Annotated in this window: 15 protein-coding genes and 1 riboswitch; of the genes, 10 read left to right on the top strand and 5 right to left on the bottom strand. The window is 30.1% G+C overall.

Annotated features, from left to right (window positions below; translation table 11 throughout):
* Positions 1–93, top strand: a 93-nt coding sequence (locus KA468_RS08935; protein ID WP_366933135.1) for a 50S ribosomal protein L27, incomplete at its 5' end; no start/stop codon positions are given.
* A 122-nt stretch (positions 94–215) separates the two neighbouring features.
* On the opposite strand, the gene KA468_RS08930 is transcribed toward KA468_RS08935, so the two are convergent.
* Both KA468_RS08930 and ahcY read right to left on the bottom strand, forming a co-directional pair.
* Positions 216–764: a hypothetical protein gene (locus tag KA468_RS08930; RefSeq protein ID WP_291242600.1), complete on the bottom strand. Its 549-nt coding sequence runs from the start codon at positions 762–764 to the stop codon at positions 216–218.
* A gap of 158 nt (positions 765–922) precedes the next feature.
* A complete protein-coding gene (gene ahcY, locus KA468_RS08925) occupies positions 923–2239 on the bottom strand; it encodes an adenosylhomocysteinase (protein WP_291242599.1) in 1317 nt (438 codons plus the stop codon).
* A 147-nt stretch (positions 2240–2386) separates the two neighbouring features.
* On the opposite strand from ahcY, the gene KA468_RS08920 reads away from it, so the two are divergent.
* The 5 genes from KA468_RS08920 to KA468_RS08900 all read left to right on the top strand — a co-directional run bounded on the left by KA468_RS08920 (position 2387) and on the right by KA468_RS08900 (position 8136).
* Complete coding sequence (locus KA468_RS08920; RefSeq protein ID WP_291242598.1) at positions 2387–3067, top strand: 4'-phosphopantetheinyl transferase superfamily protein; 681 nt, start codon at positions 2387–2389, stop codon at positions 3065–3067.
* Between the two features lie 2 nt (positions 3068–3069).
* The gene (gene pnuC, locus KA468_RS08915; RefSeq protein ID WP_291242597.1) at positions 3070–3675 is read left to right on the top strand and encodes a nicotinamide riboside transporter PnuC; all 606 of its coding nucleotides are present in this window, start codon (positions 3070–3072) and stop codon (positions 3673–3675) included.
* Positions 3651–5204, top strand: coding sequence for a DUF4301 family protein (locus KA468_RS08910; protein WP_291242596.1), 1554 nt, complete (start codon positions 3651–3653; stop codon positions 5202–5204). Before pnuC ends, KA468_RS08910 begins: the two co-directional genes overlap by 25 nt.
* Entirely contained in the window at positions 5204–5605 is a 402-nt protein-coding gene (arfB, locus tag KA468_RS08905; protein WP_291242595.1) for an alternative ribosome rescue aminoacyl-tRNA hydrolase ArfB, read from the top strand. Before KA468_RS08910 ends, arfB begins: the two co-directional genes overlap by 1 nt.
* A 159-nt stretch (positions 5606–5764) precedes the next feature.
* Positions 5765–5859, top strand: a riboswitch (TPP riboswitch).
* 99 nt (positions 5860–5958) lie between these two features.
* A complete protein-coding gene (locus tag KA468_RS08900; protein WP_291242594.1) occupies positions 5959–8136 on the top strand; it encodes a TonB-dependent receptor in 2178 nt (725 codons plus the stop codon).
* Between the two features lie 103 nt (positions 8137–8239).
* Here the strand turns inward: KA468_RS08900 and KA468_RS08895 are convergent, their stop codons facing one another.
* Complete coding sequence (locus KA468_RS08895; RefSeq protein ID WP_291242593.1) at positions 8240–8773, bottom strand: glutathione peroxidase; 534 nt, start codon at positions 8771–8773, stop codon at positions 8240–8242.
* Positions 8773–9204 carry a hypothetical protein gene (locus tag KA468_RS08890; protein ID WP_291242592.1) on the bottom strand — a complete coding sequence of 144 codons (432 nt, stop codon included), beginning with the start codon at positions 9202–9204 and terminating at the stop codon, positions 8773–8775. The genes KA468_RS08895 and KA468_RS08890 overlap by 1 nt, the downstream gene beginning before the upstream one ends.
* Positions 9205–9353: 149 nt before the next feature.
* Between KA468_RS08890 and greA the strand changes: the two genes are divergently transcribed.
* From greA to KA468_RS08875, 3 genes are read left to right on the top strand one after another with little or no spacing between them, the layout of a single operon-like run.
* Positions 9354–9830, top strand: coding sequence for a transcription elongation factor GreA (greA, locus tag KA468_RS08885; protein WP_291242591.1), 477 nt, complete (start codon positions 9354–9356; stop codon positions 9828–9830).
* A gap of 41 nt (positions 9831–9871) precedes the next feature.
* Complete coding sequence (locus KA468_RS08880) at positions 9872–10261, top strand: HIT family protein (protein WP_291242590.1); 390 nt, start codon at positions 9872–9874, stop codon at positions 10259–10261.
* Positions 10262–10313: 52 nt separating this feature from the next.
* Positions 10314–11213, top strand: a complete 900-nt coding sequence (locus KA468_RS08875; RefSeq protein ID WP_291242589.1) for a hypothetical protein — start codon at positions 10314–10316, stop codon at positions 11211–11213.
* On the opposite strand, the gene KA468_RS08870 is transcribed toward KA468_RS08875, so the two are convergent.
* Entirely contained in the window at positions 11210–12358 is a 1149-nt protein-coding gene (locus tag KA468_RS08870) for a HAMP domain-containing sensor histidine kinase (protein WP_291242588.1), read from the bottom strand. The two genes, KA468_RS08875 and KA468_RS08870, sit on opposite strands and share 4 nt — an antisense overlap.
* Positions 12359–12634: 276 nt before the next feature.
* Here KA468_RS08870 and KA468_RS08865 point away from each other — a divergent pair.
* A partial coding sequence (locus tag KA468_RS08865; protein WP_291242587.1) for a flavin reductase family protein occupies positions 12635–13346 on the top strand: 712 nt, incomplete at its 3' end.

Raw genomic sequence — 13346 nt, 5'->3', positions numbered from 1 at the left:
CATACTTTACATGCTAAAGTAGATGGAGTTGTAAAATTCCAGAAAAAAGGTGAGAACAAATCTTGGGTTTCTATACTTCCATTCGAAGCATAATAAACCAAATACAAATATAAAATCCCAAATACCTATATGGTTTTTGGGATTTTTTTGTGAAAAGTAATATCTAAAAAATCCCCAATCAATTGAATGGGGATTAAAATATTTAATTTATCTAATTAGTATTTTGGCAAATCATTAACGATTTTATCAAGTCGACTTCCCTCAAAGAAAAACAGACTTCCTAAATATTCTTTTGATTTAAAATTTATATCTTTCTTCAATAATTCATTTTCAAACATTCTTGTATAAACAGCCCTATATCTTGAATCATACAAATCTGTGTTAATAGAAAACAATTGACTTGTAAAATTATTTCTTTGATCAAGCGTTTCATCTAATTTCCCATAACCTTCCATTACCAAAAACAACTTATATCCATGTTTTTTAGCATAATTTTCATACACATGCATTGGTTTACATAAATCTGAAGTACAACCGTTTTTAAAGAGATAAACCATTGATTTTTCGTGTTTAGCTACTTCAGATCTTAATTGTTTCCCTGAAATTTTATAAATTTTTGTTGTGTCTAAGTTTTCAAAACTTTCTAAAGTAACAATTTTAGCTTTATCATCCTCTTTAAGTTTTGAATAATCATTCGTTAATCCAGAAATTTTACATGAGATTAAGAGTACTGAAATAACAAGTGTAACGAATACATTTTTCATAGTTTTAGTTTTGATTATTGTAAATGTAAAAAAAACTTCCAAATTACAATATGGTTTTTGTTAATTTTTTTGTGAAAAAAAAAATTAACAAAAAAACCCTCGCTCTTCAGCAAGGGTTTTTCTAATTATCTAAAAATCTAACTTTCTAAGAAGTCTGATTAATATCTGTAATATTCTGGTTTAAATGGTCCTTGAACCTCAACACCAATATATTCTGCCTGATCTTGACGTAACGTTTCTAATTCTACTCCTAATCTTGAAAGGTGTAAAGCCGCTACTTTTTCATCTAAATGTTTTGGCAACATATATACTTCATTTTTGTAGTTAGCACTATTTTCCCATAACTCCAATTGCGCTAACGTTTGGTTAGTAAATGAGTTACTCATTACAAAACTTGGATGACCTGTAGCACAACCTAAGTTTACTAAACGTCCTTCTGCTAAAATGATAATTTCTTTACCATTTACTGTATAAATATCAACTTGTGGTTTTACTTCGTTTTTAGTGTGACCAAAATTTCCGTTTAACCAAGCCATATCAATTTCATTATCGAAATGTCCAATGTTACAAACGATAGCTTTATCTTTCATAGCTTCAAAATGACGACTTTGAACAATATCTTTATTTCCAGTTGTAGTAATTACAATATCTGCAGTAGCAACTACTGTATCTAATTTTTTAACTTCAAAACCGTCCATTGCAGCTTGTAAAGCACAAATTGGGTCAATTTCAGTAACTGTTACAATAGAACCCGCGCCACGGAAAGAAGCCGCAGTACCTTTACCTACATCACCGTAACCACAAACTACAACTCTTTTACCTGCTAACATAGTATCTGTTGCTCTACGAACCGCATCAACTGCAGATTCTTTACAACCATATTTGTTATCAAATTTAGATTTAGTTACTGAATCGTTTACGTTGATTGCTGGCATATATAAAGTACCTGCTTTCATTCTTTCGTATAAACGGTGAACTCCAGTTGTAGTTTCTTCAGATAAACCTTTAATTCCTTTAACTAATTCTGTGTAATTATCAAACACTAAATTTGTTAAATCACCACCATCATCCAAAATCATATTTAAAGGTGCACGTTCTTCACCAAAAAATAACGTTTGTTCAATACACCAATCAAATTCCTCTTCATTCATACCTTTCCAAGCATAAACCGGAATTCCAGCAGCAGCAATTGCAGCAGCAGCATGATCTTGAGTAGAGAAAATATTACAAGAAGACCAAGTAACATCCGCACCTAAAGCCACTAATGTTTCAATTAAAACAGCTGTTTGAATAGTCATATGTAGACACCCAGCAATACGAGCTCCTTTTAATGGTTGACTTGCGCCAAACTCTTCTCTAAGCGCCATTAAACCTGGCATTTCAGCTTCTGCTAATAAAATTTCTTTTCTTCCCCATGCTGCTAAAGAAATATCTTTAACTTTGTATGGTACGTAAGGAATTGTTTTTGTACTCATTATATTTGTATATTTATTTTTTATTTACGAGTGCAAAGGTACAATATTAGTTTCAAATTAGAAATTAATTTTAACTATTTAAGTTTTGTTCAAACCTTTAAACAACTGAATAACAATAAAATAAAAATCATTAAATCAAAATAAAGCATGCCTTTTTATAAAGAAATCATCATAAACGAACACACTGTTGCCTATTTTTGGAAAATTACCGAAGATATTTTATGGTTCAATGAAAAGTCAGTGCTAAATGATAATTCAAAATTAAGACTACAAACCATGCAGTCTGTGGCACATCAAAAGGGTTTTTTGGCTGTTAGAATGTTACTTCAACATATTGATTTAACCGATTTTAACTTATATTATGATGCATATGGGAAACCGCACCTGAAAGTCGAAAGTCAAATGTCAAAAATCAAAAGTCAAGAAATTAATAATATAAATTCTAAACAAAAATACATTTCAATTTCCCATTCGCACGAATTTTCTTGTATTTGTATTAGTAATAAACCAGTAGGAATTGACATTGAAGTTTGTAAAGAAAAAACATTAAAAATTGCCTCAAAATATATGGATGTTACCCATTTAGATAACCTCACAATAGCAGATAAAATAAAAAAAGCAACCATAATTTGGGGTATAAAAGAAAGTATATTTAAATTAAAAAATGAAAAAGGCATCAGTTTTCCAAAGCATATTTTCGAAAGACCTTTTAAAATAGAAGACAAAAAAGGTACCGCACAATTAATTTTTAATAACAATACCGAAGATTTTCAATTTCAGTTTGATACAATTGAAGAGTATGCTTTTGTTTGTGCTTTAACTAAATAAATATGTTTGAAACCATCATTAATCAGTATCAAAGTATTCCGAATTGGCAAATTGGAATTGAAATTGTCATTTTTATTTTTGGTGTTTTAAGTGTGTATTTTGCAAAAAAAGAAAATGTATTAGTATATCCAACCGGGATTATTTGCACTATATTATCCGTATATATTATGTTTCATGCAAAATATTATGCCGATATGAGCATCAACATCTACTATTCTATTATGAGTGTTTATGGTTGGTTTCAGTGGAAAAAAATAACAAATGGCAAAGTACTTTCTATTTCCAGAACCAATTTGAAAGAAAAAATTATCGGTATAATTTTATTTCTTATAACAGCTATAATTTGTATTTATATTTATAAATTTTTTAATTATAAGTTACAGATTAACAATTATTTGGATATTTTCACTACCTCATTATTTTTCACAGCAATGTGGTATATGGCTAAGAAGAAAATTGAAAATTGGACACTTTGGATTGTTGGAAATACGTTTGCCGTTTATATTTTTTTTGACCGACAACTTTACATAATAGCTATACAATACATAATTTTTACTATTTTAGCCATCTCAGCGTACATAGAATGGAAAAAATATTTAGCGAAATAGATTTACAACAAATAGTTAAAAGAGGAAATTCTTTAGAAAAAATTATGCAGCAATTGCATTATTTTAAAAATGGAATTCCAACTATTAACTTACTAAAAATCGCATCTATAAACGATGGAATTTTTCAATATTCGGAAAAAGAAATTTCTGAATATTGTAACTTTTTTGACAAATATAAAGACAATTATTCTATTGAAAAATTTGTTCCAGCAAGTGGTGCTGCTACAAGAATGTTTAAATCGTTAAATGAATTTTTAACAAAATTTAATCCTGAAAAAGACACCGTAAATTCGTATGTAAACCTTAATAAAGATAAAGATTTATCATTATTTATTGTAGGTTTAAGAAGTTTTCCTTTTTACAACCAATTAAAAGAAAAAACAAAAACTATTTTTACAGATTATCCGAATTATAATTCCGATCAAAAGGTATATGCGATTGTTAAAACGCTTTTAACTGATAATGGATTGGATTTTGCCAATAAGCCAAAAGGTATTTTACCATTTCATATTGAAAATGATGAAATTTTAACACCAATTGACGAACATGTTTTTGAAACTGATTTTTATAGAAAACCAAACCAAAAATCGAAAATACATTTTACGATTTCTAAAGAATTTCAAACCGATTTTTTAAAAATTACAAATAAATATGATAATGTAGAATTCACATTTTCTTATCAAAATGAAACATCGGACACTATTGCTGTAAGTGCCGACAACACCCCTTTTAGAACTTCTGAAAACGAATTGTTTTTTAGACCGGGTGGACACGGTGCCTTAATTGAAAATTTAAATCAACTGCAATCTGATATAGTTTTCATTAAGAATATTGATAATATTTCTCAAAATAACAGAGAACTTAATTTAAAAAACAAAAAATTATTAGGCGGTATTCTTTTACATACAAAAAAGGAAGTGGATGCTACATTGAAAAGGTTTCAAAAAAACGAAATCAACGAAAATAATATTAAAGAAATTATTTATTTCATTGAAACTAAAATGTCAATTTCTTTGCCTCAAGAATTTAAAATGTTTCAATTTGACTATCAAAAAGAATATTTAATTAAAATTTTGAACAGACCCATTCGTGTTTGTGGAATGGTGAAAAACGAAGGAGAGCCTGGAGGCGGACCATTTTGGGTTCAAGATGAAAAAGGAAGACCGAGTTTGCAAATTGTAGAATTATCACAAATTGATTTAAACAACGAAAATCAACAGGCTATCTTTAAAAATTCCACTCATTTTAATCCGGTGGATATTGTTTGTAGTGTCAAGGATTTTGAGGGTAACAAATTTGACTTAAATCAATTTATTGATCCTAAAACAGCATTCATTACAGAAAAAACGAAAAACGAAAAAAAAATAAAAGCGTTTGAACTGCCTGGTTTATGGAATGGTGCGATGGCAGATTGGAGTACTATTTTTGTAGAAGTTCCAATTGAAACGTTTAATCCAGTTAAAAAAGTAACCGATTTATTAAAACCCGCACATCAACCAAATAATTTAGACATCAATTCTGGTTTATAATGAACGTAGAAATCATTTCATCAGAACTTAATTTTAAAGCCGTGAGAAGCAGTGGCGCTGGCGGACAAAATGTAAATAAAGTGTCTTCTAAAATAGTGCTTATTTTTGATGTGGCGACTTCTCAAGGTGTAACTGATGAAGAAAGGATTCTACTTAACACGAAACTAAAAACAAAAATTTCACAAGAAAATTTACTGATTCTAACTTGCGATGAAGATCGAAGTCAATTCAAAAACAAAAAAATTATCATCAAACGTTTTTTTGAAATGTTAGAAAAAGCTTTAGCAAAACCTAAAATACGAAAAGCAACTAAAATTTCAAAAGGTGCCAATGAAAAACGCATTCAAGAAAAGAAAAAAGCAGGTGAAATTAAAGCAGGAAGAAAAAAATTAGATTTCTAATTAATCAAAGTAAACACATTCATACAACACAGATTAAAGAAATTTTAATAATTATACTAATTTCTCAAATCCGTGTTCCAATAATAAAAATTGATTTATGATATTTGAATTTGTTGTTGAAATTCTTATTGATTTTTGAAATTGTATTACTATCTTTGTCTTATCTCAAAGGGGTGCTTGTTTTTCAGGCTGAGATTATACCCATAGAACCTGGGCGGGTAATGCTGCCAAGGAAAATCGAGAACTATCTATATTTCTGAACCAGCTTCAGAATCGAAATTCTCAAAAATCATTTTATTAATTATTTTTAACAAAGAGTAATTACCCCTTTTATTCGTATTAATTTACGAAGTATGAATGTATTTTTAAAAAGGCAAAAGGCAAAAGGCAAAAGGCAAAAGATTTATAAATTAAGTCTATTTTCTATTCTCTTTTCTCTATGTTCTTACAGTCAAGAACAACCAAAAGATTCTGTAAAATCAATTGAAGAAGTCTTAATTTCTGGCGTACGAGCAAAAGACAAAAACCCAATTACATTTACAAATGTTTCTAAAGCACAAATTGCGCCCAGAAATTTAGGGCAAGACATTCCTGTTTTATTAAATTATTTACCATCTGTCGTTACTACAACAGATGCTGGTGCAGGAATTGGTTATACCTATATGCGTGTTCGTGGTTCCGATGGTTCTCGTATTAACGTAACCTTAAATGGCGTGCCTTTTAACGATAGTGAAAGTCAAGGTACCTTTTTTGTCAACTTACCTGATTTTGCTTCTTCTTTGGAGAGCATTCAATTACAACGTGGCGTTGGAACCTCAACAAGTGGCGCTGGAGCATTTGGTGCGAGTTTAAATTTACAAACCAAAGCCACACAACAAAATAGTTATGTTGAAATAGCTAATTCTATTGGAAGTTTCGGAACCCGTAAACACACATTAGCTTTCGGAACAGGATTACATAATAATTTCGAAATGAACGCTCGAATTTCTAAAATAAAATCGGATGGTTTTATAGATAGGGCTTCATCTGATTTATTTGGATATTATTTTGATGCAAATTATATTACAAAAAACACGATTATTAAAGCAATTGCTTTTGGCGGAAAAGAAAAAACGTATCAAGCTTGGAATGGTTTGGAGGATGAAGAAAAACTAAAAAATGATAGAACATATAATTCGGCTGGACAGTATACAGATGAATTCGGGAATACCCAATTTTATGATAACGAAACAGATAATTATTGGCAAAATCATTTTCAATTGCATTGGAATGAAAAACTAACTTCAAAATGGCAATCAAATATTGCGTTGCATTATACTTTAGGTAAAGGCTATTTTGAACAATACAGAGAAGACGAAAATTTTTCAGATTATGTATTGCCCAACTTTAATGGAAATACCGCTACCGATTTAATAAGAAAACGTTGGCTGGATAATGCATTTTACGGAACTACTTTTTCATTAAATTACAAAAACACTACTACCGATATTATTATTGGTGGTGCGGCAAACAAATATGAAGGAAAACATTTTGGAGAAGTAGTCTGGACACAATATTATGTGCCAAATTCCAACAAATATTATGATAATTTTGGAAATAAAAATGATGTGAATTTCTATACTAAAGCTTCGCAGCAAATTGGAAAATTTAATGTTTTTGCCGATTTACAATATCGAATGGTTTTCTATGAAGCCAATAGTATAAAATTTAATGATGTAAATGATACATTCCGTTTCTTCAATCCAAAAGCCGGAATTACATATACATTAAATACAGCAAGTTCTATTTATGGTTATTTCGGAATTGCAAATAAAGAACCTCGAAGAGATGATTATGAAAGCGGAAGTGTAAAACCAGAACGTTTACAAGATTATGAATTGGGTTATAAATTTAAAAATAAGAAAACCAGTTTGAATATTAATGCCTTTTATATGAGATATAAAAATCAATTGGTAGCCACTGGTGCTCTAAATGATGTGGGTAGTCCTGTTTTTGAAAATAGCGGAAAAAGTATGCGTGCAGGTATTGAAATAGAAGTGGCTTTACAACTTGCTTCTAAATTTGTTCTACAACCAAACATCACTTTAAGTACAAATAAAAACAAAGATTTCTATTTTGAACGAGATGGCGTTTTAGCCAATTTAGGGAACACCAATATTGCCTATTCACCAAATATGGTAATAGGAAATGCACTAACATATTCGCCAATTAAAATGTTTCAAATTTCGTTATTAACCAAGTATGTTGGTGAGCAATATATGGGAAATATTGATGCTGAAAAATCAATTTTACCTGATTATACGACATCTGATTTGAATATTAATTACGAATGGAAAATAAACAAAGGCATTAAATCGATTGTGTTTTCGGGATTAATAAACAATATTTTCGACAGAACGTATGAATCAAACGGCTATTTTTATACATATAATGATAATTGGAGCGGACCAGGAATTTCAACAATTGAAGGCGTTGGTTTTTATCCGCAAGCGGGAATCAATTTCTTAGTTGGAATGAACTTGAAGTTTTAATAAAAACAACCACAACGTTTGTCACCCTGAAGGGTCTCTTGTTAAACAACACTGTTGAAAAAATGCAAAGAGATGCTTTCAGCAAGACAAACGTTGTGGTGATTTATTTTCCTTCAATCCAAGCTGTAATGCTTCTGTCGTCTGGTTGGGTTTTTGGTGAAATTACTTTTTCCAATTCGCCATTTTCGTTAAGAAGAAATTTTTGAAAATTCCATTTTACAGACGTGTCTTTTACGCCGTTTTTTGATTTCTTAGTTAAGAATTCATAAATGGGATGCATATTTTTTCCTTTTACTGAGATTTTTTCCATCATAGGAAATGTTACACCATAGTTTATACTGCAAAAACTTTCAATCTCAGAGGCGCTTCCGGGTTCTTGCCATAAAAAATTATTGGCTGGAAAACCAATAATTTCAAAGTTTTGATTTTTATATTTTTCGTAAATTTTCTGCAATTTTTTGTATTGAGGTGTTAAGCCACATTTTGATGCGGTATTCACAACCATTATTTTTTTTCCTTTTAAAGTTGAAAAATCGAACTGGTTTCCTTTTAAATCGGTCACTATAAATGAATGAATAGAACCTTTAGGATAGGTTTTTGTGTCTTTTTTTAAAAAAGAAAATATGGATTGTAACATTAATTATACACTTTTATGGTTGTGGCATCTATCATTTGAACTCGATACGCTTTCATTGGATATTGTTTTCCGGCTGCCAATCCTGTAAACAAACTATATTCAGTATCGTCACACGGACATTTGGCATTAATTCCATTAATTGTCATAGTAGAACAATCTGCTAATGCTTGATTTGGACAAGCTGCATCATAAGCCAAAAAATTACCACTTCCTGCATTGAAAACAATCAAACCTCTAATTCCAGCACCTGCCGAATTTACATACACTGCACTGGAAGGATACGCCAAAACGGAATATTGAGGAAAACTCATATTTAATATTACTTCAAACGAGTAATTTGGCAAATATGGATTGTTATTATTAGTCTGTGTATCTCTGTCACAAGAAAAAAAGACTGTAAACAAAATAAGAAAGTAAAAAATTCTTTTCATTTTTTATATTTATTTGATTTATCAAAATTAATTTATTTATATTTGACAAACTAATATAGTAAACGAAAAATAGTTAAATAAATTATATCTTTGCAAAAAGGGAATCCCATAGTTGTGGGATTTTTTCTATTTTATAAATTAATGAAGTTATGAGCACAGTATCTTATTACACAGCAGAAGGATTAAAACATTTAAAAGACGAGTTAGACCAACTTAAATCTATAGAGCGCCCAAAAGCGTCACAAGCCATCGCAGAAGCAAGAGACAAAGGCGATTTGTCTGAAAACGCAGAATACGACGCAGCGAAAGAAGCGCAAGGATTATTAGAAATGCGAATTTCTAAAATGGAAGAATTGGTATCTAATGCCCGAATTATTGACGAATCGACTTTAGATGTGTCGAAAGCTTTGGTGTTATCAAATGTAAAAATCAAAAATCAATCTAACGGAATGGAACTACAATACAAATTAGTTGCAGAAAGTGAAGCAGATTTAAAAACAGGAAAAATATCAGTAACTTCTCCTATTGGAAAAGGATTATTAGGAAAAAAAGTAGGCGAAATCGCAGAAATTAATGTACCAAACGGCATATTAAAATTTGAAATTTTAGAAATTACACGTGACTAATTTCTGAAATTCCAAAGTTAGAAATTCCAAAATCCAAAAAAATGAGTTCTATTTTTACCAAAATAATAAACGGAGAAATTCCTTGTTATAAAATAATAGAAAACGAAGATTTTATTGCGTTTTTAGATGTAAATCCGAATGCTAAAGGACATACATTATGTGTTCCGAAACAAGAAATAAATAAAATTTTCGATATGCCTGAAGATTTATATTTAAAACTAATGGCATTTTCAAGAAAAGTAGCGATTGCTTTGGAAAAAACAGTGCCTTGTAAACGAATTGGAATGGCTGTTGTAGGTTTAGAAGTACCGCACACGCACGTTCACTTAATTCCGCTTCAAGATATGGACGATATGCGTTTTCAAAGAAAAACAACTTTGACTCCCGAAGAATTTTCAAAATTAGCTCAAGATATAGCTAAAAATTTATAAAAACTATTTCCACAAATTTTAAATGAGTTTGTGGATTTTTTTAACTTATAAAATGAAAAAAATAATCCTACTCTTTTTATTCTCAAACTACATTTTTTCACAAGAAATTCCTTCTGAAAATTATTTTTGGCAATATAATTATAATATAAATAATGGAATTGAAGGTGTTATTGGTGTTAAAAATTGTTATGTCCGACAAGATTCAACCGCAAACAGCCAATTATTAGATTCTTTACAAATTGGTCATAAAATTAAGGTCATTAAAAACACAAATGCAAACCTAAATATAAAAGGGTTGGATTTATCTTGGGTAGAAATTGAGTATATAAAAAATAGTCAAATAAAAACTGGATTTCTTTGGAAAGGTTTTATTGCTGTTGGAAGTACGACAAAGGGAAATAACACATTTTTAACTACAATAAATTCTAAATACCGTAAAAAAATTCAAGAAAAAGACATAGAATATGATGCCGAATTTTATAGAATTTCTGTAAAAGCAATTGATAATAAAAATGAAATAATATCCGAAAAATCAATTGATAAACAACTTTCTGAAAGTGTGTTTTTTGAAAATTCAATTGTTGATAGTTGGGGTTTAAAAAATATAACTGAAGTATACCGAATTTCTTTTAGCGGACAAGCTTGTGGTATTCCTACATTTCATTATTATTTTGGTTGGACCGGCACATCATTTCTGCTTCTTCCAGAAAAATATAATGTTGGAGATGCTGGGGTATTTTATCACAATGAAGAATTTGTTTTCCCAAAAGAAAAAGGTGGACAACCAAATATTATTATTAAAAATATTACTGAAGCAGAAAACACTGATGATACTTTGGAAAAGTATACTTTTTTAGTAACAAAATTGATGGAATATTATTCTTGGGATGGAAAAAAATTCAAACTCATAAAGACCAAAAAACGCAAACCTTATACAGAAATAGAAAATTAACTTTCTTTCTTAAAAATCATTTGCATCGTGGTGCCTTTGCCAATTTCAGATTGCACTACTCTAATTTTTCCTTTGTGATATTCTTGTACAATACGTTTGGTTAGCGACAAGCCCAAGCCCCACCCTCTTTTTTTAGACGTAAAACCCGGCTCAAAAATAGTTTTGAATTTATTCTTCGCAATACCGCTACCAGTATCAGTAACTGTTATAAAAACGTTAGTATCGCCTTCCACAATTTCGATGGATAAGTTGCCTTTTCCTTTCATAGCATCAATGGCGTTTTTTACTAAATTTTCAATTGTCCAGCTATGTAACGTCGGATTTAATGACACATAAAGTGGTTTTAAAGGCGCTCGGAAATCAAAAATTACTTGTTTGGAAACACGAGATTGCAAATACTCAAATGAAGATTTGGTTTCCTTGATAATATCTCTTTTTTCTAAGATAGGTTCACTTCCAATTTTAGAAAACCTGTCCGTAATGGTTTGCAGTCTGTTTATATCTTTTTCTATTTCTTCAATGGTAGTAGCTTCAACATTTTCTAACTTCAACAACTCCAACCAACCAATTAATGAAGATAAAGGCGTACCTATTTGATGTGCGGTTTCTTTAGCCATTCCTGCCCAAAGTTTATTTTGGGTTGCCATTTTTGTAGCACGATAAAAATTATACACCACGCCGCCAAACAAAAACGCTACTAATAATAAGGCAATTGGATAATATTTTAGTTTGTTTAATATTGGAGAATCGCCATAATATACCAAATGATAATCGTTTTTAGCAAATTGGACTTTTATTGGAGCATTTTGACTTTTAATTTTATTTAAAAACGCTTTTACTTTAACAGTATCGGTTTCAATTTCACCCAAATTCAAATTACTTAAAATTTTACCTTCTTTATCAGTAAGAATTAATGGAATGTTTTTGTTGTTTTCAATAATAAACGTGGGTAATTGAATATCCGCATTAACATCGGCATTTCTTAAATTCTTCAAAGCTGTTGCCCAAAGTTCCATTTTATTGCGTTCTTCTTCTTTAAACGTTTGAAAAAAAACATAGGTGTTCAATAAAATTAGGGAAGCAATTAAAAACGATGAAATAATAATAATCCAACGTGTAAGATTTCTTTTTTCAGAAAACTGCATAAAAAGTATTTTGAGTAAAAATAAGAAAAAGTGAATAGTAATTAGAAATAAGTTAATAGTTTTTTGGTTTTTTTAATCCAACCACGAATACTCGAATTTAAAAATATAAAAAAGGTCCGAATCGACTTTGTCGATAATTATTCGAATCAAAATTTATAAATACATTTTTTAGTAAAGTAAATTCGGAAATTCGTGGCAAAAAAATTGCTAACATTTGTAAAAAGAAATATCATTTCAATTGATTGATTTGCTTTATATTTGTAAAAAATACAATTTATGTTAAGCATTAATCCAAAAGAAATATCGCCATTAAAACTGCAAAGTTATTTACAAACTGCTGTATCGCCAAGACCAATAGCGTTTGCAAGTACTATGGATGAAGATGGAAATCCGAATTTGTCGCCATTTAGTTTTTTTAATGTATTTAGCAGCAACCCTCCTATTTTAATTTTTTCGCCTGCCAGACGCGTGCGAAACAATACTATAAAACACACTTTGATAAACGCACAAGACACACGTGAAGTCGTTATTAATATTGTAAATTACGATATGGTGCAACAAATGAGTTTATCAAGCACCGAATATCCAGATGGTGTAAACGAATTTGAAAAAGCAGGGTTTACTATGTTGCCATCAGATAGTGTTGCGCCATTTAGAGTGGCCGAAAGTCCGGTGCAGTTTGAATGTAAAGTAAATGATATTGTTGCATTAGGCACAGAAGGTGGTGCAGGAAATTTAGTTATTTGCGAAGTGGTAAAAATTCACATTCACGAAAGTATTCTTGACGAAAACGAAATGATTGATCAATACAAAATTGATGTCGTTTCACGTTTAGGTGGAAATTGGTACAGTCGTGCAAACGAAGGTTTGTTTGAAGTGGAAAAACCATTAACTACTTTAGGAATTGGTGTAGATATGATACCAGGTTTCATCAAAGAAAGTGGCTATTTTAATGGAAATGATTTAGGAAAATTAGGAAATATAGAAG

Origin of the sequence: Flavobacterium sp. (assembly GCF_017985075.1) — a bacterium.
Classification (GTDB): Bacteria; Bacteroidota; Bacteroidia; order Flavobacteriales; family Flavobacteriaceae; genus Flavobacterium.
Note: the sequence above shows the minus strand (reverse complement) of the source record. Positions and strands in the feature narration are given on the sequence as shown.